At 63.8% G+C, this 19,505-nt stretch carries 13 protein-coding genes; 8 read left to right on the plus strand and 5 right to left on the minus strand.

The window, feature by feature from the left end; all coding sequences use genetic code 11:
- Positions 1–69: 69 nt before the first annotated feature.
- Together YU3_RS0101120 and YU3_RS0101125 are read left to right on the plus strand one after the other, a co-directional pair.
- Positions 70–1,062 carry an ABC transporter permease gene (locus YU3_RS0101120; protein WP_027164496.1) on the plus strand — a complete coding sequence of 331 codons (993 nt, stop codon included), beginning with the start codon at positions 70–72 and terminating at the stop codon, positions 1,060–1,062.
- Positions 1,063–1,101: 39 nt separating this feature from the next.
- Positions 1,102–2,154 (plus strand): substrate-binding domain-containing protein, encoded by a 1,053-nt coding sequence (locus YU3_RS0101125; protein WP_027164497.1) that lies wholly within the window; start codon positions 1,102–1,104, stop codon positions 2,152–2,154.
- Between the two features lie 76 nt (positions 2,155–2,230).
- Here the strand turns inward: YU3_RS0101125 and YU3_RS0101130 are convergent, their stop codons facing one another.
- On the minus strand, positions 2,231–2,422 hold the full coding sequence (locus YU3_RS0101130; protein ID WP_198021628.1) for a DUF1127 domain-containing protein: 192 nt from the start codon (positions 2,420–2,422) through the stop codon (positions 2,231–2,233).
- A 170-nt stretch (positions 2,423–2,592) separates the two neighbouring features.
- On the opposite strand from YU3_RS0101130, the gene YU3_RS0101135 reads away from it, so the two are divergent.
- Positions 2,593–4,110 carry a winged helix-turn-helix domain-containing protein gene (locus tag YU3_RS0101135; protein ID WP_027164499.1) on the plus strand — a complete coding sequence of 506 codons (1,518 nt, stop codon included), beginning with the start codon at positions 2,593–2,595 and terminating at the stop codon, positions 4,108–4,110.
- A gap of 13 nt (positions 4,111–4,123) precedes the next feature.
- Here YU3_RS0101135 and YU3_RS0101140 read toward each other — a convergent pair whose 3' ends face one another.
- From YU3_RS0101140 to YU3_RS0101150, 3 genes are all read right to left on the minus strand, one after another.
- Positions 4,124–5,188, minus strand: coding sequence for a D-alanine--D-alanine ligase family protein (locus YU3_RS0101140; RefSeq protein WP_036257631.1), 1,065 nt, complete (start codon positions 5,186–5,188; stop codon positions 4,124–4,126).
- A gap of 222 nt (positions 5,189–5,410) precedes the next feature.
- Positions 5,411–7,465: a bifunctional aldolase/short-chain dehydrogenase gene (locus tag YU3_RS0101145; protein ID WP_027164501.1), complete on the minus strand. Its 2,055-nt coding sequence runs from the start codon at positions 7,463–7,465 to the stop codon at positions 5,411–5,413.
- 87 nt (positions 7,466–7,552) lie between these two features.
- The gene (locus YU3_RS0101150; RefSeq protein WP_027164502.1) at positions 7,553–8,521 is read right to left on the minus strand and encodes a sugar-binding transcriptional regulator; all 969 of its coding nucleotides are present in this window, start codon (positions 8,519–8,521) and stop codon (positions 7,553–7,555) included.
- Positions 8,522–8,725: 204 nt separating this feature from the next.
- Here YU3_RS0101150 and YU3_RS0101155 point away from each other — a divergent pair, with 204 nt between their 5' ends.
- From YU3_RS0101155 to YU3_RS0101180, 5 genes are all read left to right on the plus strand, one after another.
- Positions 8,726–10,366 carry an acyl-CoA synthetase gene (locus YU3_RS0101155; RefSeq protein ID WP_027164503.1) on the plus strand — a complete coding sequence of 547 codons (1,641 nt, stop codon included), beginning with the start codon at positions 8,726–8,728 and terminating at the stop codon, positions 10,364–10,366.
- Positions 10,367–10,814: 448 nt separating this feature from the next.
- Complete coding sequence (locus YU3_RS0101160) at positions 10,815–11,420, plus strand: TetR family transcriptional regulator (protein ID WP_027164504.1); 606 nt, start codon at positions 10,815–10,817, stop codon at positions 11,418–11,420.
- A 54-nt stretch (positions 11,421–11,474) separates the two neighbouring features.
- A complete protein-coding gene (locus YU3_RS0101165; RefSeq protein ID WP_051333809.1) occupies positions 11,475–12,641 on the plus strand; it encodes an efflux RND transporter periplasmic adaptor subunit in 1,167 nt (388 codons plus the stop codon).
- A 312-nt stretch (positions 12,642–12,953) separates the two neighbouring features.
- Positions 12,954–16,106: an efflux RND transporter permease subunit gene (locus tag YU3_RS0101170; protein ID WP_027164506.1), complete on the plus strand. Its 3,153-nt coding sequence runs from the start codon at positions 12,954–12,956 to the stop codon at positions 16,104–16,106.
- A gap of 192 nt (positions 16,107–16,298) precedes the next feature.
- Positions 16,299–17,648: an LLM class flavin-dependent oxidoreductase gene (locus YU3_RS0101180; RefSeq protein ID WP_027164507.1), complete on the plus strand. Its 1,350-nt coding sequence runs from the start codon at positions 16,299–16,301 to the stop codon at positions 17,646–17,648.
- A gap of 73 nt (positions 17,649–17,721) precedes the next feature.
- Here the strand turns inward: YU3_RS0101180 and YU3_RS0101185 are convergent, their stop codons facing one another.
- On the minus strand, positions 17,722–19,431 hold the full coding sequence (locus YU3_RS0101185; protein ID WP_027164508.1) for an APC family permease: 1,710 nt from the start codon (positions 19,429–19,431) through the stop codon (positions 17,722–17,724).
- Between the last annotated feature and the right edge of the window lie 74 nt (positions 19,432–19,505).

Consider the following 19,505-nt stretch of genomic DNA (forward strand, 5'->3'; position numbering starts at 1 on the left):
CGCTTTAAGATTTGCATGGAGTGGAGTTGGAATGAACTTTTGTCGGACAGCCGCGCGGCGGGGCGCTGAATGATGCGCGACTATGCCATCCGCTACGGCTTCATCGTCCTGCTGGTCGGGCTCATCGCCTATTTCGCGATCGCAGCCGACGGTTTCGTTTCGCCGCAAAGTGCCGTCTTCATCTTCCAGTCGGTGGCCATCACCGGCGTTCTGGCGCTGGGCGTCACTGCGACTCTGGTCGTCGGCGGTTTCGATCTCTCGATCGGCTCGGTCGCCACCAGCGCCATGATGGCGGCCTCCTACGCCATGGTGGTGCTAGAGCAGAATGCGATCGTTGCCGTCATCGCCTGCCTAGTCATCGGCGTCATCGTCGGCCTGATCAATGGCTGGCTGATTGTCTATATGCGCGTGCCCGACCTGCTCGCCACGCTCGGCATGATGTTCCTGCTGCTTGGGCTGCAACGCATTCCGACCGAAGGGCGCTCGATCGCGACCGGCATGACGATGCCCGACGGTTCGGTCGCCAACGGCAAGTTCTCGGAAGCCTTCCTGGCGCTCGGCCGTCACCGCATCGACTTCTTCATCCCGAACCTGATCCCGGTTTCAGTCGTCGTGCTCATCGTGCTCGCGGTGCTGATCTGGTTCTTTCTCGAATACACCCGCTTCGGCCGCATGATGTACGCGGTCGGCAGCAACGAGAGGGCCGCCGAACTCGCCGGAGCGCCTGTCAAGGCATACAAAATCTGGGCCTATGTCATTTCGGGAGTTTTTGCCTCGATCGGCGGGATTTTACTCGCTGCCCGGCTTGGACGCGGCGACATCGCCTCGGGTAATAATCTGCTGCTCGACGCTGTCGCCGCGGCGCTTATCGGCTACGCGGTGCTCGGCGCCGCCAAGCCCAACGCCTTCGGCACGGCCGTCGGCGCGGTGTTCGTCGGCGTCCTGCTGCAAGGCCTGACGATGATGAACGCCCCTTACTACACGCAGGATTTCGTCAAGGGCGCGGTGCTTGTCGTCGCCCTTGTCTTCACCTTCGCCCTTTCCGGCAGGGGCAAGAGATAGTTTCGACCGGGGCATTGAGACAAAACGGAGGAAAACAAAGTGAGCATCACAAGAAGACTTTTGGGAAAGGCGGCATTCGGCCTCGCCGGCGCGGCGCTGCTGATGCAGGGGACGGCATTGGCGGCGGACCGCCCGGCGCCGTTCGACAAGCCGGGCGTCAAGATCGCGCTGGTGCGCTATCTGTCGACCGGTGACTTCTTCCAGGCCTACCTCTCCGGCGTCGAGGCGCAGGCCAAGGCGCTCGGCGTCGACCTGCGCGTGCTGGACAGCCGTCAGGACGCGGCGCTTCAGGCCGACATGGTCGACCAGGCGATCGCGCTCGGCGTGCAAGGCATCATCATCCAGCACGGCCTGACCGAATCGATGAAGGATGCCGCCCAGCGCGCGGTCGACGCCGGCATCAAGGTCGTCGCCTTCGACGTCAATGTCGAGAACCCGAAGATCCCGCAGGTCGAGCAGTCCGACCGCGACCTGGCCAAGCTCGCGCTCGAGCAGGCTGTGAAGGACAACGGCGAGAGCTGGAAGGCCGGCTATGTCTATGTCGCCGGCATCGCCCCGCTCGACCGCCGCAACGAGACCTGGGTGGATGTGAAGAAGAAATATTCGGGCATCAGCGAGGTCGCCATGTTCGGCACGCTCGACAACCCGATCGCCAACTCCGTCGCCAACCAGGCGCGCTCGGTGCTGCAGGCGCATCCCGACATCAAGGTGATGTTCGCGCCCTATGACGAGTTCGCCAAGGGCGTGAAGATCGCGGTCGACGAGGCGGGGCTCAACAAGGGCATCAAAATCTACTCGGCCGACATCTCGACCTCGGACATCGCCGCGATGCGCGAGCCGGACAGTGCCTGGGCGGCGACGGCCGCCACCAACCCGGCCGTGGTCGGCCAGGTCTCGGTGCGCGCGCTGGCGCAACTGCTCGCCGGCGAGGATCCCGGCCACAACGTCATCGTGCCGCCGACGCTGATCACCCAGAAGGAGCTTGTCGACAAGGACATCAAGAACATGGAAGACCTGTCGGCCAAGCTGCCGCAGTTCGCCCATGCCGATGTCGCCATGCCGGCCTGGATGCCGAATCCGAACGCCAAGTAGGGTTTAGCGAATTGCAAAAAAGAAAGAGCGGCTCGAGGGCCGCTCTTTTCGTCTTGGCCTCTTCCAATTCTGCGACTTAGCGTTGCCAGAAGGGGAGTTTGGCGATCTCCGCTTCGACCTGGCTTCTGGTCATGCCGATATCGTCGATCAGATGCGGATTGTCCGCCGCCATGCGCTTGAGCTCGAAACGAAAGTAGGCCCGCTCGCGGCGTGCCGCAACGAAGCTACGCAACGCCGCCAGGCTGTAGCGTCGACGGCCTGCTTCCATTGCCGGTGCCGGCAGACACGTGGAAGGCGCAAAAGTATCGTTCATGGCAACCTCCATCGAATGAGGGTTCCTGAGCCCTCGGCCTGATTGAGATCGCAGTCTGCCGTAGGTGGACGGCGGCGTAATTAAGCCCTCCCAAATAGTTCTCAAAACTTCCAAATCGGCTATAGATGCGCCGCATGCAGGGATCGCGCTTTGCCTTTGGACCGTTCGTGCTTGATCCAGGCGCGGGAACGCTGCTTCGGGGCGATGTCCCCGTCGCCGCCGGTCATCGTGGGCTGAAACTGCTCGAGGCCCTCGTCGCGCGTCCAGGCGAAATCCTGGCCAAGGCCGAGTTGATGGACGCCGCCTGGCCTGGCATGGCCGTCGAGGAAGGCAATCTCACCGTACAGATCGCGCAGCTCAGGAAGCTGCTTGGTCCGGCGACCGGTGGCGGCGAGTGGATCGCCACCGTGCCGCGCGTCGGCTATCGCTTCACGGGCGCTATAGAAAAGCTCGAGGGCACGCAGCAAAGGCCTTTGCCGCTGCCCGACAAGCCGTCTGTCGCCGTGCTGCCTTTCGTCGCCTTCGGCAACGACCCCGAGCAGGAGTCCTTCGCGGACGGCTTGACCGAGGACCTGATCACTGACCTGTCGAGGATGCCCGGCCTGTTCGTCATCGCCCGCAACTCGGTGTTCGCCTACAAGGGCAGGGCGATGGATGTGCGCATGATCGCCAGGGATCTGGGCGTGCGCTACCTGCTGGAAGGCAGCGCGAGGCGTGCCGCCGGGCGCGTGCGCATCAACGCGCAGCTGGTCGATGCGTTAAGCGGCGAGCATCTTTGGGCGGAGCGCTTCGATCGCAGCCTCGAAGACATCTTCGCCGTCCAGGACGAGGTGACGGCCAAGATCGTCGAAGCGCTGCTTGGCCGGTTGCGCACGCTGCCGGTCCGCAATCGGCCCAGGAATCTTGAGGCTTATGATCTGTGCGTGCGGGCGCGCAGGCTGATCGACGATTCGCCGCAGACGGCGCGCGAAGCGCATCTGATGCTGACGCGCGCGATCTCGCTCGATCCGCAATACGCCGAGGCCTATCGCTGGCTCGCCATGAACCACTGGATGGGCTGGGTGCATTGGGGCGAACCCATTGAACCGAACCGCAGTGTCGCTTTGGAACTGGCGCGCAAGGCTGTCGCGATCGATCCCAACGATGCCGGTTGCCGCTGGGTGCTGGCCAATCTGCTTGCCTATGAACGCGATTTCGACCAGTCCGACGCGGAATTCGCCAAGGCGATCGAGCTCGACCCGAACGAGGCCGATACCTGGGCGACATTGTCCGACATCGCGGTCCTGGCCGGGCGCGTCGAGGAAAGCCTTGAGCACATTCGCAAGGCGTTCCGGCTGAACCCGTATCCGCCGAGCTGGTACTATCTGACACTGGGCGCGGCGCAATATGCGGCCCGCGAATACGAAGCCGCCGTCGAGACGCTTCGCCGGGACGAGACTTATCGCACCAGCTCACGCCGTTTCCTGGCGGCAAGCCTTGCCCAGCTCGGCCGGCTTGACGAGGCGCGCGCGGAGGTAGAGCTGTTCCTCGTCGCCAACCCCCATTTCACGACCCGGCACTGGGTCTGGACCGAGCCGTTCCGCGACGACGCGGTGCTCGAGCATTTCGTCGACGGCTTCCGCAAAGCGGGCCTGCCGGAGTAAAGTCGGCGTAGCCTCACCGGCCGGCGCGTGCCAACCCATGCTCCACCAGGCGGTCGATGACCTCCGGGTAGCTGACGCCGCTAGCCGCCATCGCCTTGGCGTACATGCTGATATTGGTGAAGCCGGGGATGGTGTTGAGCTCGTTGATCAAGAACGTCATGTCCGGCATCAGGAAGAAATCGACGCGGGCCATGGCGTCGCAACCGAGCGCTCTGAACGCCATTGCCGCCGTGTCGCGCATGGCAGCCTCGACCTCCGGCGGCAGGTCCGCCGGCACGACCAGCGTTGCGCCGTCCGCGTCGATGTATTTGGCGTTGTAGTTGTAGAAACCGTGGCTTTCCGCCGGCACGATCTCGCCGGGCCGCGAGACGAAAAGTTCGCCCGCGGGGCTCTCCAGCACGCTGTATTCGATCTCGCGGCCGCGAACGAATTCTTCCGCGAGGAGCTTGCGGTCATGCTGGAAGGCCTCCGCCAGGGCCCGGTCGAATTCCTGGCTGGCATTGACCTTCGCAACGCCGACCGACGAGCCCTGCCGCGCCGGCTTGATGAACAGTGGCAGGCCGAGTTGCTCTTCCAGTTCGGCAAGCGAAGGCGCCACATCTTCATCGATGGTCACCGAGCGTGCGACGGGCAGTCCGGCCGCCTTCAGCAGCCGCTTGGCGATGTCCTTGTCAAGGGCCGTGGCCGAGCCGAGGATGCCGCAGCCGGCGAGCGGCACGCGCGCCACTTCGGCCAATCCCTGCACTGCGCCGTCCTCGCCATGCAGGCCGTGCAGCACCGGAAACAGGATATCGATGGCGGGGAGGTCGTGGGGCGCGCCGCTGGCAGGGATCGCGAGCATTCGTCCGAGCCCGCCGGGCGCCAGGCAGAGCTCTGTGCCGGTTGACGGTGTCATCAGCGCACCGTTCCCGAAGCGGCTCAGCAGCCATTGCCCTTCGCGGGTGACGAAGATCGGCACGGCGTCGTATTTCGCCGGATCCAGCGCCTGCATGACATTGGCCGCTGAAAGCAGCGACACCTCATGCTCGGCGGAACGCCCGCCGAAGAGTACGCCGATACGAAGTCTTTTTACGGGCATCGACAACTCCACCAATGATCGGGGTTGGAGCTCGCATGCGAAACACCAGGCATCCCCCTCAACCTTCGGAGTAGTAGGCGAAGGATTGGAGTGGGACTTTGACCGGTTGCAGCAGTTTTTCAGCAGAAGCGCGAAAGGCGCTCCGTTCTGAGAGGCGTCAACGCGAGGAGATCGAGCGGTTCGTCGTTTTCGTAAAACGATGAACCGCTCCAATGGTACTCGTCAGCGCAGCGCCGCCGCGATGTTGCCGCCGTCAACGGTCGTTACGTCGGCGGTGGTGCGTTCGGCCAGCGCCTGGTGCAGGAAGGCCTGCGCGACGTCGTCGGCCGTCACTTCCTGTCCAAGCAGGTTGCCGGACATGTATTCCTTCTCCGACACGCCGCGCGCGCCGGACCGGCTGGCTATCATTGCGTCGGTCAGAAGCCCGGAGCGGATGCGGTCGGCATTCACCGCATTGGAGCGGATGCCGTGCGCGCCATAGTCCAGCGCATACTGCCGCGACAGGAACAGTGTCGCTGCCTTCGGGATGCCGTAGGCTCCGAATTTCGGGCCAGGATTGATCGCCTGCTTTGAGGTGTTGAAGAGCAGCACGCCGCCGGTGCCCTGTTCCAGCATGATGCGCACCGCATTCTGCGCCGCCGACTGGTGGGCGAAGAAGTTGAGCTCGAAGCTCTTGCGCAGCGTGGCGTCGTCGAGCTCGCCGATGCGGCCTTCCCAGGCGGCGCCGGCATTGGAGACCAGGATGTCGACGCCGCCATAGACCGCCACCGCCATGTCGAAGGCGGCGCGCATCTCGGCCGGGTTGGTGATGTCGGCGCCGATGCCGATCGAATTGTTGCCGGCGGCCTTCGCCGCGTCCGCGGCCTTCACAGGGTCGAGGTCGACGACCACGGCATGGGCGCCATTGGCGGCGAAAAGCTTGGCGGTCGCCGCACCGATGGCGCCGGCGCCACCGGTGATGAGCACCACCTGGCCGGTCAGCGGCTTAGGCTTGTTCGAGGCGAGCTTGGCCTGTTCCAGCGACCAGTATTCGAGCGGGAACAGATCGGCCTTGGACAGCGGATGGAAATGGCCGATCGCCTCGGCGCCACGCACCGCCTCGATCCACATCTCGCCGACATCGGAGGCGATCTTGGCATCCTTCAGCGTGCGGCCATGGCCGAACATGCCGAGACCCGGCACCAGCGTCAGGCGCGGCATCGGGTCGAGCATGGTGCGCTTGACATCGTCCAGCGCGTCATTGGTCTCGAAATAGGCGCGGTAGTCGTTGGCGAAGGCCGCGACATGGCTCTTGAGGACGGCCTTGTAGTCGCCGAGCTTGTCGGCGTCGGGCGCGGGCACGGCCATCGGTCCGGTCTTGATGCGGATCGAAAGATCCGGGGTCGAAACGCCGCGGCCGGCATAGTCGGCGATCTTCGCCGAATTGATGAAATCGACGATCGCGTCCGAGGTGCGGAAGTCGCTGATCATGCGGTCGAAGCGGCCTTCGCCGCGCGCCACGGCCACGGCGCCGCGCAGCGTCGGCGCGATGTCGCCCGGCTTGGCAAGCTTTGCCGGCAGCGCAGCCTTGGCCGCCTGCGGCTTGCCGTTGTTGGCGACATAATCCTCGGCCACATTCACGTAGTGGATCATGCGGTCATAGGCCTGCCTGGCATCGTCGCCGAAGGTGAAGATGCCGTGCTTGTCGAGGATCAGCCCTTCGACTTGTCGGTCGGCGTCGAAAACTTCCGCCGCGACCTTGGCGAGGTCGAAGCCCGGCTTGATGTAGGGCACATAGCCCATCTTGTCGCCGAACACGGTCTTGATCAGCGGTTTGCTGTCTTCCTGATCGACGATGGCGAGGATCGCGGTCGAATGCGTGTGGTCGACGAAACGGTGCGGCAGGAAGGCGTGCAGCAGCGTCTCGACCGACGGATTGGGGGAGGCGGGATCGATCAGGTTGGAGCGCTGCAGCGACACCATGTCCTCGTCGGAAAGCTTGTCCAGTCCGCGCGCCTTGATGAGCGCGCCCATCTTCACCGCCGGCAGGCCTTGCGGCTCGATGACGGCCATGTCCCAGCCGCTGCCCTTGACGCACAGCACATCCCATTCGTCTCCGACTAGGTCGGTGGCCTTGGTCTTGCAGGAAGTGTTGCCGCCGCCATGCAGCACCAGCCGCGGCTCGCCGCCGAGCAGACGGGTCGTGTAGACGCGTAGCGCAAGGTCCCGGCCGACACCCTTCTTGGCGTGGTCGGCAACCATCTTTTCCGCGTCGGCGTCGTTCCAAAGGTTCTTCATGTCGTTGCGTCCAGTTCCGTCTTTTTTGCTGCTCATGAACAGAAAGCCGCGACGTCTTCATGACAGAGGCGGCGAAGGGTGGGTTTTCTAGGATGCTTTTTTGCCGGCTACTGCTGCCGCGTGCTCGAGCAGGCGCTCGGCCATATGGGCGCCGATCACCAGATGCGTGCAGAGTCCGCCGGCGATTGCCGAAAGCAACGGCTCGAACTTCGTATCTTCCTGCACCACCATCAGCCGCTTCTCTATGGCGCGCAGCGAGGCGAGCTCGGCGGAGATGACGCGCCGGTTGTAGCTGCAGTCGAGCACCTCGCCGCTGGCGTCGATGATCTGCCCGGCGATCACGCCGGCCGCGCCTTGGCTACGCAACGCTTCCATCTCGGCGGCCGTCAGTGCGCCGCATTTCACCAGATGGCTGTCAGCATCGACCGCGCCGACGGAATAGAGCGCGAGATCGCAGTCGGCGACGCCGGCCAGCTGGTCGCGGATTACTGGTTCCGCGCGCAGCCCTTGCGCCAGTTCTTCCGTCGACAGCACCAGCGGCGCGTAGAAATTGAGGCCCTTGGCGTTCAGCCGCCGCGCGATTTCCATTGTGCACTGGTCGGGCCGGTAGGAATAGGGCGCGCCGAGATTGCCGCAGAGCTGCACCACGGTGACGTCCTGCAGGTCGGCATAGGACATGATGTCGGCGATGGTGTAGACGGTGCGGCCCCAGGCGACGCCGATGCGGTCGCCTTTTTTGACAAGCTCGAGAAAGACGCTTGCCGCCAGCACCGCAATATCGGTCGAAGGGTCCGCGAGATAGGCGTTCTCCGGCGCGATCCAGACGGCGTCGAGCTTGAACGCGTCTTCCACCCTGCGCGCCATGATGTCGTTGGTGAAAAGCTGTGTCGAGGTCGAGATGTTGACGATGCCGGTCTCGCGCGCCTTGCGCAGATACATCGCGACCGATGCCCGCGAAATGTTGAGCTGGCTCGCCACTTCGTCCTGGCGAAGGCCGTGGGCATAATAAAGCCAGGCGGCCTTGTGGATGAGCTGTTCTGCCGGTCTGATCGCCATGCCGTCTCCTCGGCTGACATTAGTCACGGCTCTCGACAAAAGTCAAATTTGGATATGTGGCCATCGATCGTCTCGCAACACGGCTCAATACGGATCGCCATTCCACCAAGCCGGCGCAGCATAGCATTTTCAGCCATGCGAGGGGGATAGCGTGACGGCATGCTCAGGGTTAGAAGGTTCGAAAAGGACTTTGGGGAGAACGGGATGGCCAATCCCTACGAACAGGATCTCGACAGGAACGCCGCCAACCACCAGCCGCTGACGCCGCTGACTTATCTTGAGCGCGCGGCCAAGACTTATCCCGACCACATCGCCATCATCCATGGCAGCCAGCGCATCACCTACCGTGATTTCTGGCGCCGCTCGCTGAGGCTCGCCTCGGCGCTTTCGAAGCGCGGCATCGGCAAGGGCGATACGGTGACGGTGATGCTGTCCAACACGCCGCCGATGCTGGAAGCCCATTTCGGCGTGCCGATGACCAAGGCGGTGCTGCATTCACTGAACACCCGCCTCGACGCTGCCGTCATCGCTTTCCAGCTCGACCATGCCGACACCAAGGTGCTGATCGTCGACCGGGAATTCTCCGGCGTCGTCAAGGAAGCGCTGGCGCAGGCCAAGGCCAAGCCTTCGGTCATCGACTATGACGATCCGGACTACGCCGCCGATGCCCCCTATCCGAAGGGCGATCGCATAGGCACGCTCGACTATGAGGATTTTCTCGCCGGCGGCGACGAGGCTTTCGCCTGGTCGATGCCCGATGACGAATGGGACGCCATCTCGCTCAACTACACCTCGGGCACGACAGGCAATCCGAAGGGCGTCGTGTACCATCATCGGGGCGCGGCGCTGATGGCCTACACCAACACCATCCATGCCGGCATGGCCAAGCACGCGGTCTATTTGTGGTCGTTACCCATGTTCCACTGCAACGGCTGGTGCTTCCCCTGGACTTTAGCCGTGCAGGCCGGCACCCATGTCTGCCTGCGCTGGGTGCGGGCGAAGCCGATGTATGACGCGATCGCCGACCACGGCGTCACCCATCTCTGCGGCGCGCCGGTCATCATGTCGGTGCTGATCAACGCCAGGGACGAGGACAAGCGCGAGTTCCCGCAGACCGTCACCTTCAACACCGCGGCCGCGCCGCCGCCGGAGTCCGTGTTGTCCGGCATGGCTGACGCCGGCTTTGCCGTCACCCATCTCTACGGCCTGACCGAGACCTACGGCCCGGCCGTCGTCAACGAATGGCACAACGAATGGGACGCGCTGGACAAGGGGCCAAGGACGGCGAGGAAGGCGCGCCAGGGCGTGCGCTATGCCGCGCTTGAGGGGCTGACGGTGATGAACCCGGAAACGATGGCGGAGACACCGGCCGACGGCAAGACCATCGGCGAGGTCATGTTCCGCGGCAACATCGTCATGAAGGGCTATCTGAAGAACAGGAAAGCCACCGACGAAGCCTTCGCCGGCGGCTGGTTCCATTCCGGCGATCTTGGCGTCATGCATCCCGACGGCTACATCCAGCTCAAGGACCGTTCCAAGGACATCATTATCTCGGGCGGCGAGAACATCTCGTCCATCGAGGTCGAGGAAGCGCTCTACAAGCATCCGTCGGTCGCCTCCTGCGGTGTCGTCGCGCGAGCGGACGAGAAATGGGGCGAGGTTCCGGTCGCCTATGTCGAGCTGAAGCCCGGCAAGACGGCGACTGAGGCGGAGATCATCGAGCATTGTCGAGGGTTGCTGGCACGCTTCAAAGTTCCGAAGTCGGTGGTGTTTGCCGAAATCCCGAAGACCTCGACGGGCAAGATCCAGAAGTTTCGACTACGCGAGATGGCGAAGGCGGTTTAGCTGCACCGCGACTCTTGCTATCTCCTCGGCGATTTGCCGCAGACCTTCGGGACTTCGTCATCCTAGGGTGGAGCAGTCGCAAAGCGACGTCGCGGAAACCCTAGGATACATGCCGTGACCTCGCGGTCGTGCTCCAACGCTTGAAAATGTATTGTTGCAAGCGATAGGTCGTATATCGGCGTAACTTCTTGATCTGCCTTCGTTCTTCGGCCGACGTCACGGGAATGGATCCCAGGGTCTGCGCGCGTCGCTACACTCCTTGCTCCGCCCGTGGATGACGACGGCACAGGCGCCAGTGCCCAATCGCTGACGTCGTTCATCCACCCTTGCGACTGTCACCATCTGTCACCATTTTGTACGCGTACGTCGATTTCGCGTTGACTCCTCCCTCCTTTCGCTTTACGAGTGACGAAAATCGAAATTCGTCATTTGTAAAAACGAAAGCGCCATGTCAGAAGCCGCCCACATCGTGGCAGACCCCGCCAGACAGGAGAATGTGACCCGCATTCTCGACTGCGCCGAGCGCCTGTTCCGCCATTACGGTTACGGCAAGACCAACGTTGCCGACATCGCTCGCGAGCTCGGCATGTCGCCGGCCAACATCTACCGCTTCTTTGCCTCCAAGGTCGAAATCCACCAAGCCGTCTGCGGCCGCATGCTCGGCGCCAGCTACAAGATGGCCTATGAGATCATGCACCTGCCGGTCAGCGCCGAGGAACGGCTGCGCCGCTACATCCATGCCCAGTACAAGATGACGCTGGAGGTCATGCTCGACCAGGAGAAGGTTCACGAGATGGTCATCGTGGCGCTGGAGCGCGACTGGGGTGTCATCGACAAGCATGTCAACAGCATCCACGACCTCTTCGCCGAGGTGATCCGAGAGGGCATCGAGGCCGGCGAGTTCAGGGAGCAGGATCCGGAGACGGCCTCGCGCTGCTTCGGTGCCGCCACCGTCATTCTCTGCCATCCGCAAATGGTGGCGCAGTGCCTCGCCAAGACCAATCGGGCGATGCCCGACGAGCTTATCGACTACGCTATCAGAGCCTTGAAATAGAAGCTGTCCGCCGGGTGCCGGCCGACAAATCATCTCCAGTTCGGGAGTGCTAAGGTGTCTTTGTCCAGTTCCATCCTCCGCAAGCTGCCGGCCGCCGGCCTCCCGGTCGTCGGCATTGTCGTCGCGACGCTCGGCCTCGCCGGCTGCAGCCAGGAGAAAGCCGAGGTCGTCCAGGAAGTCGCCCGGCCGGTGAAGGTGGTCGAGATCGGTGAGGCGCAGACGTCTCGCCAGCTCGATTATTCCGGCTCGGTGCGCGCCCGCACTGAGATGAACCTTGGCTTCCGCATCGCCGGCAAGGTCACCGAGCGTCTGGTCGACATCGGCCAGCATGTGAATGCAGGCGACGTGCTCGCCCGTGTCGATCCTATCGACTACGAACTGTCGGTGAAGAGCGCGCAGGCGAGCCTTGACGCCGCCGAACGCCAGGTCGAAACCGTCGATCTCGCCAAGAAGCGCGCCGAGCAGCTCTATGCCAAGAACTTCGCGCCGAAGTCCCAGCTCGATCAGGCGACGCTGACCTACGACCAGGCGGTCGCGACCCGCGATGCGGCCCGTTCGACGCTGGCGCAGGCGCAGAACCAGGTCCAATATACCGGCCTCAAGGCCAGTCAGGCCGGCATCGTCACCACCGTTTCCGCCGATGTCGGACAGGTGGTCGGCGCCGGCACACCCGTCATGACCGTCGCCGTCGACGGAGAAAAGGAAGTGTCGATCGCGGTGCCGGAGATGGACATCGCCGGCTTCCGCCCGGGCAAGGAAGTCAAGGCGAGCTTCTGGTCGGACGACGGGCTGACGCTTGACGGCAAGGTCCGTGAAGTCGCCGGCAGCGCCGACCCGCAGTCGCGCACCTTCGCGGTCCGGGTGTCGCTGCCCAACGACCCCCGCGTTCTGCTCGGCATGACTGCCAATGTCGAGGCGACCGTCGACAGCAAGGCGCAACTTGTGTCGATCCCGCTGACCGCGATGGCGCAGAAGGACGGCAAGCAGATCGTCTGGACGGTCGATCGCGCCTCCGACACCGTGCATCTGCGCCCGATCAAGGTCGCCAATTTCACCGCCGACGGCGTAACCGTGGCCGACGGCCTGAAACAGGGCGATATCGTGATCGCGGCCGGCACCCAGTTCATGACCGAAAACCTGAAGGTCAAGCTTTCGGGCGACGCCGCTCAGCAATCCGCCTCGGCGGAGGATAACGTCGCCACCACGAGCAGCCTGCACTGATGCCTGTCGCCCAAAAATGCGAAGCGGTTTTTGGAAAAACGACATGGATCGAACCAAGCCTGAAGTCAGGCGCGACAGACGCCTTTCCCGCTCTCGCTGCATGCGCCGCGAGCCGGGGAGGGCCTGAGTTTCCGGGCGGCGGACGCCCGATCGTGAGATGCCGGCATGTTGGCTCCCCCCGCAGCAGTGCCGCGTCCCCCGCGATTTGCGAGTCTCTCTCCGCTTGAGGGGTCTCGCCGCCCGGAAGCCCACCGAACTTAAAAGCAGCATGCCAGGCGTGCCTTGCCCGATCAATTGGACTGGACTTGTGCCATGACCACCACCGACAGCAGCACTGAAAAGCGGCCCTTCAATCTTTCGCGCTGGGCGATCGGACATCCGAGCATCGCGCGGTTCCTGTTCGGCCTGATCATTCTGGCCGGCGCGCTCGGCCTGATGCGCATGGGCCAGAAGGAAGACCCCGATTTCACCTTCCGCGTCATGGTGGTGCAGGCGACCTGGCCCGGCGCCTCGATCCAGGACATGGAAGACCAGGTCGTCAACAAGATCGAGCGCAAGCTGCAGGAAACGCCGCATCTCGATTTCGTCCGCTCCTACACTCGCGCCGGCAGTGCCATCATCACCTTGCAGGTCAAGGGCGACACCAATACCGAGGAGGTGAAGGACGCCTTCTACCAGGTGCGCAAGAAGGTCGGCGACATCGCCAATGAATTGCCGCAAGGCCTGCTCGGCCCGTATTTCAACGACGAGTTCGGCGACACCTTCATCACGCTGCATTCGATCAGCGGCGACGGCTTCACCTATCCGGAGCTGAAGAAGTTCGCCATCCAGGCGCGCGACATGCTGTTGACGACGCCGGGCGTCGAGAAGGCAGTCATCATCGGCGACCAGCCGGAGAAGATCTATATCGACGTCTCGTCCAAGGCGCTGGCCGAACGCGGCCTGACCATTGTCGATCTGCAGAATGCCGTCAAAGGGCAGAACGCCGTCGATCCGGCGGGCTCCGTCGACACCGGCCTGCGCTCGGTGCGCATCTCGGTCGAGGGCGACGTCACCAAGGCCGCCGACATCCGTGAACTGAGGCTGCGCTCCGGCAACCAGGTGACGCGGCTCGGCGACATCGCCACCGTCTCTTCCGGCCTCGAGGATCCCTACGAGCGCAAATATCGCTTCAACGGCCACGAGAGCGTCCAGGTCGGCGTCGTCATGGCCAAGGGTTTCAACGTCAGGGACGTCGGCAAGGATGTCGAGGCGACCTACCAGCGCTTCGAGGCAGGGCTGCCCTACGGCGTCGCTGTCGACCAGATTTCCGACCAGCCGCAGGTCGTCAAGGACGCGGTGAGCGAGTTCATGGAGGCGCTCGGCGAAGCGCTGCTGATCGTGCTTGCCGTCTCGCTCCTGTCGATCGGCTGGCGCTCGGGTCTGGTGATCGCCATCGCCATCCCGCTGGTTTTAGCCGCCACCTTCGCCATCATGTACGAGATCGGCATCGACCTGCAGCGCATCTCGCTCGGCGCGTTGATCATCGCGCTTGGCCTGTTGGTCGACGACGCCATGATCGTCGTCGAGATGATGGAGCGAAAGCTCGAGGAAGGGCTGGTCAAGATCGAAGCGGCGAGCTTCGCCTATAGCTCGACTGCCTTCCCGATGCTCACCGGCACGCTGATCACCACGGCGGGCTTCATCCCGGTCGGCTTCGCCGCCTCCACCGCGGGCGAGTATGTGCGCACGCTGTTCTATGTCGTCGGCATCGCGCTCATCGTATCGTGGTTCGTCGCGGTCTATTTCACGCCGTGGCTAGGCTACATGATCCTGAAGCAGCGCAAGCACGCCGGCACCCATCACGATGCCTTCGACACGCGCTTCTACCACCGGCTGCGCGCGACGGTCGCCTGGGCCGTGCGCCACCGCATCATCGTGCTGGTGGCAACGCTCATGACCTTCGCCACCAGCCTATGGGCCTTCCAGTTCATTCCGCAGAACTTCTTCCCGCAGTCCTCGCGGCCGGAAATCCTGGTCGACCTCTGGCTGCCGGAAGGCACCTCGATCAAGGAGGTCGAAAGCCAGGCCAAGGCGCTGGAAGCCAAGATGATGGACGATCCCGACAAGCGCTTCATCGCCACCTATATCGGCGAAGGCGCGCCACGCTTCTTCCTGCCGCTCGACCAGCAGCTTCGCAACCCGAACTTCGCCCAGCTCCTGGTGATGGCCAAGGACGAGCCGGCGCGCGAGCGGCTGATCGTCAAGATGCGCAAGATCCTGGCGCAGGATTTCCCCTCGATCCGCGGCAAGGTCGACCGCCTGTTCCTCGGCCCGCCCACGGGCTGGCCGGTGCAGATGCGCGTCATGGGTCCCGACCGCCAGGAGGTGCGCCGCATCGCCGACGAGGTGAAGGCGAAGTTCCAGGCCAACCCCCTGCTCGGCGCCATCCATGACGACTGGCTGGAACCTGTGCCGGCGATGAAGCTGGTGATCGATCAGGATCGTGCCCGGGCGCTCGGCGTCACCTCGCAGCGCATCCGCCAGATGCTGCAGGCCACCATGTCCGGCGCGCCGCTCGACGACTTCCGCGACGGCGAGGAGACGGTCTCGATCGTCGCCCGCGAGCCGGAGGCGACCCGTCATCTGCTCTCCTCGGTGGACTCCGTCTACATCCCGACCGACTTCGGCGGCTCGGTGCCGCTGTCGCAGGTGGCCAAGGTGGTGCCTGTGATGGAGCAGGGCGTCGAATGGCGGCGCGACCGCCTGCCGACGATCAGCGTGCGCGCCACGCTGCCGGACGGCGTGCAGTCGAACGACGTCGTCACCAAGATGTACAACGACATGAAGAGCCTGCGTGACGGTCTCGCCCCCGGCTACCAGATCGAGATCCAGGGTGGCGCGGAGGATTCGGCGGAAAGCCAGGCCTCGATCGCCGCCAAGGCGCCGATCATGCTCGCCATCATCGTCGTGCTCTTGATGGTTCAGCTGCAACATTTCGGCAAGGCGATGCTGGTGCTGGCCACCGGTCCGCTCGGCATCATCGGTGCCGCGGCCGCACTGTTGATCAGCGGAGCGCCGTTCGGCTTCGTCGCCATCCTCGGCGTCATCGCGCTGCTCGGCATCATCATGCGCAACTCGATCATCCTGGTCGACCAGATCGATCAGGATATCGCCAGGGGCATGGAGCGATCGGAGGCGATCATCGGCGCTGCCGTGCGCCGCTTCCGGCCGATCATGCTGACGGCGATGACGGCGGTTCTGGCGCTGATCCCGATCTCGCGCGCCGTCTTCTGGGGGCCGCTGGCTTACGCCATGATGGGCGGCATCCTGGTCGCCACCGTGCTCACCATCCTGGTGCTGCCGGCCGGCTACGCGCTGTTCTTCGGCCGCGAACCCAAGAAGGCGAAGACCGACGAGCAGGCGCCCGAGCCGGAGAAGGTCGAAGGCATCGAACGGCCGCAACTGGCGTTGGCTGCGGAATAAAAGGTGGCAACCTCGGATCATCCGCCATCGACGAAGGCCGGTGGCGGATGATCCACGTCATAGGCCGCGCCAGGCGAAAAATGCTCCGCGGCAAGGCTTCCGCAAAACAGAATTCCTTTCCAGCAGCGCAATGCAGGCCGATCCTGCGCCGATATCGGAGCGGCAACGCTCGTCATCGCTGGATCATTGCCCATGTCAGAACAAAAGCAATTGCGCCTCGGCGCCTTCATGCGCCCCGTCAGTCTTCACACCGGCGCCTGGCGCTATCCGGGCGCTTATCCCGACGCCAACTTCAACTTCGCGCATCTGAAGCGTTTCGCGCAGACGCTGGAGGCGGCGAAGTTCGACGCCTTCTTCATGGCCGACCATCTGGCCGTGCTCAACATGCCGATCGAGGCGCTGCGGCGCAGCCATACGGTGACGTCCTTCGAGCCGTTCACGCTGCTGTCGGCGCTGGCCGCCGTCACCGATCATATCGGCCTGGTCGCCACCGCATCGACCACCTTCGACGCGCCCTATCACATCGCCCGCCGTTTCGCTTCGCTGGACCATATCAGCGGCGGCCGCGCCGGCTGGAACATCGTCACGACCTCCAATCCCGACGCCGCGCAGAATTTCGGCCTCGACGAGCATGTCGAGCATGACGAGCGCTACCACAGGGCGCGCGAATTCTACGATGTCGTCACAGGGCTGTGGGACAGCTTCGCCGACGACGCCTTCATTCGCGACGCCGAAAGCGGGCTCTACTTCGACCCCTCGAAACTGCATGTGCTCAACCATAAGAGCGAGTACCTGTCGGTGCGCGGGCCTCTTAACATCGCCCGGCCCATCCAGGGCTGGCCGGTCATCGTCCAGGCCGGCGCCTCGGAAGCGGGGCGGCAATTGGCGGCTGAGACTGCCGAGGTGATTTTCGCCGCTCATGGCGATCTCGCGGCCGGCCAGCGCTTCTTTGCCGACGTCAAAGGCCGGGCGCAAAAACTTGGCCGCGCGCGCGACGACATCAAGATCCTGCCCGGCGCCTTCGTCATCGTCGGCGACAGCGTCGAGGAAGCGCGGGCCAAGCGGGCGAAGCTCGACAGCCTGGTCTACTACGAGAGCGGCATCGCCTCGCTATCGATCGCGCTCGGCCACGATGCGTCGGGTTTCGATCCGGACGGCCCGTTGCCGGACATTCCGGAAACCAACGCCAGCAAAAGCAGCCGCGAGCGCGTCATTGAGCTGGCGCGGACGGAGAGCCTCACCGTCCGCCAACTCGCCCAGCGGCTCGGCGGCTATTCGGGCCTCGCTTTCGTCGGGACGGCCAAGACCATCGCGGACGAGATGGAGGAATGGCTCCTTGCCGAAGGCTCCGATGGCTTCAACATCATGTTTCCCTACCTTCCCGCCGGCCTCGACGATTTCGTCGAGAAGGTTGTACCGGAGCTGCAGCGCCGAGGCATCTTCAGGCGGCAATATGAAGGATCGACGCTGCGCGAGAATCTCGGCCTGAAACGGCCGCCCAACCGGTTCTTCGAACAAGCGGCGGTCCGCAAGGCAGGTTGATGCCGGGATCGAGAAGATCGGCAAAAGAAGACGGGCGCGCCGAGGCGCGCCCGTCTTATTTCAGGCTGTCGTGTCAGATGACGAACACCCAGTTGGCGATCAGCATCACCACCACGCCGGCGATCAGCGTCAGGTAGGGCAGCACGCCTGCCTTCTTGACCGAAAGGTCGGCTCCCGCCATGCCAAGGTCCGCCAGCATGTGTTCAGGGAATTTGCCGCCGTCCTGGATGTAATGACGGAACCAGAACACCGGGATGATCAGCGCCGCGGTGATCAGGCCGGCCCATAGCGCCATCGGGTTCCACACCTTGGCGCCGGCGCCCATGAAGATCGCATTGACATAGGCGAAGATCGCCCCAATCCCCAGGAGCCACGACGGCGCCTTCCAGGGTCGGACGATATGGCCGTTGTCGATGCGGTGGATCCATCCGGCGTTGAGGTTGAGGAAGTTGAAGATGATGTAGCCGCAGTTCGACACGGCGAGGATGAAGAAGAAGCTCGTCGCGTCGGCCGAAGCGATGGCCAGCACGATCAAGTTGAAGACGAGGTCTGTCCACATGGCGCGGGTCGGCGCCCCGTGCTCGTTGACATGGCTGAGATAGCGCGGCAGCCAGCCGTCGACAGAACCCTGGTAGAGCGTGCGCGAGGAGCCGGCCATCGCCGTCATGATGCACAGCACCAGCGCCAGGATCATCAGCATCACCAGCAGGCTGTGGATCAGACTGCCGCCGCCGACCATGCCGGCTAGCGCGTCGGCGACGCCCGAGCCGTCGACAATCGGCGTCGCCAGCATGCCGTTCAGGCCCAGCACGCCTTGGAAGGTGAAGGGCACGAGGATGAAGAGCAGCATGCAGAGCAGGCCGGAGTAGAAGATGGCCTTGAAGGTGTCGGTGCCGGGGTTCTTGAACTCCGACGTATAGCAGACCGCGGTCTCGAAGCCGTAGGTCGACCAGGCCGCGATGAACATGCCGCCGAGCGCCAGTGTCCAGCCAGCGATGTTCCAGGAGCCGGGGTCGGGTGCGTAGGCGGCGGCCAGCGGTACCAGCGGCGAGAAATTCGCCCAGTCGATCTGGCCGGTGAAGATCGGCACGACGCCGACGATCAGCATCGGTATGATGACCAAAAGGCCGATATATTTCTGCACATTGGCCGTGCCGAGGATGCCGCGATGTTGGATCGAGAAGATGACCAGCATCAGCACCGCGCCGATGAAGAAGGTGGCGTTGAAGGTGAAGGACACCGGGCCCAGCGTGTGGCCCCACAGCGACCAGGTGCGGATGGCGGGCGTCGCGGCCGCGGTCACCGCGGCGATGGCATCGGCCGGAGCAGTCCCGACATGCGCCGCGATGTAGGCGACCACTTCCGGCGAAGTCTCGCCGAAGATCGGCACTGGCGCCAGCGCGTTGAGGATATAGGCGGCGGCGATCGAACAGCCGAGCGACAGCACTGGCGACCAGGCGAACCAGTTGCACCACACCGACAGCGGCGCGATGAACTTCGAATAGCGCAGCCAGGCCGTGGCGCCGTAGATCGAGGCGCCGCCGGACTTGTTCGGGAACAACCCCGCGATCTCGGCATAGGTGAAGGACTGCAGGAAACCCATGATCATGGACACAGTCCAGATCAGGAAGGCGAGTTTCCCGGTCGTGCCGGCAATACCGCCGATCGAGAACAGGACCAGTGCTGGAACGCCGCTTGCCACCCAGAAGGCGCCACGCCAGTCGATATGCCTGAGCAGCTTGCTTTCGGCAGGCTGCTCAAGGGCAGTGCTTATCGTGCTCATATCTTGTGTCTTCCCCTTTTTCTATTCCCCGCCGGCGACGCTTCGGCTCTCGCGAAGCTTGCTCCCCGGCAAAT

This window comes from Mesorhizobium sp. WSM3224, from assembly GCF_000427725.1.
Classification (GTDB): Bacteria; Pseudomonadota; Alphaproteobacteria; order Rhizobiales; family Rhizobiaceae; genus Mesorhizobium.

What these genes read in the sequence shown, in the direction of transcription:
- YU3_RS0101120 (WP_027164496.1), top strand. Translation starts at nt 70, where the DNA reads ATGATGCGCGACTATGCCATCCGCTACGGCTTCATCGTCCTGCTGGTC.
- YU3_RS0101130 (WP_198021628.1), bottom strand. Translation starts at nt 2,422, where the DNA reads ATGGAAGCAGGCCGTCGACGCTACAGCCTGGCGGCGTTGCGTAGCTTC.
- YU3_RS0101135 (WP_027164499.1), top strand. Translation starts at nt 2,593, where the DNA reads ATGCGCCGCATGCAGGGATCGCGCTTTGCCTTTGGACCGTTCGTGCTT.
- YU3_RS0101140 (WP_036257631.1), bottom strand. Translation starts at nt 5,188, where the DNA reads ATGCCCGTAAAAAGACTTCGTATCGGCGTACTCTTCGGCGGGCGTTCC.
- YU3_RS0101145 (WP_027164501.1), bottom strand. Translation starts at nt 7,465, where the DNA reads ATGAAGAACCTTTGGAACGACGCCGACGCGGAAAAGATGGTTGCCGAC.
- YU3_RS0101150 (WP_027164502.1), bottom strand. Translation starts at nt 8,521, where the DNA reads ATGGCGATCAGACCGGCAGAACAGCTCATCCACAAGGCCGCCTGGCTT.
- YU3_RS0101155 (WP_027164503.1), top strand. Translation starts at nt 8,726, where the DNA reads ATGGCCAATCCCTACGAACAGGATCTCGACAGGAACGCCGCCAACCAC.
- YU3_RS0101160 (WP_027164504.1), top strand. Translation starts at nt 10,815, where the DNA reads ATGTCAGAAGCCGCCCACATCGTGGCAGACCCCGCCAGACAGGAGAAT.
- YU3_RS0101170 (WP_027164506.1), top strand. Translation starts at nt 12,954, where the DNA reads ATGACCACCACCGACAGCAGCACTGAAAAGCGGCCCTTCAATCTTTCG.
- YU3_RS0101180 (WP_027164507.1), top strand. Translation starts at nt 16,299, where the DNA reads ATGTCAGAACAAAAGCAATTGCGCCTCGGCGCCTTCATGCGCCCCGTC.
- YU3_RS0101185 (WP_027164508.1), bottom strand. Translation starts at nt 19,431, where the DNA reads ATGAGCACGATAAGCACTGCCCTTGAGCAGCCTGCCGAAAGCAAGCTG.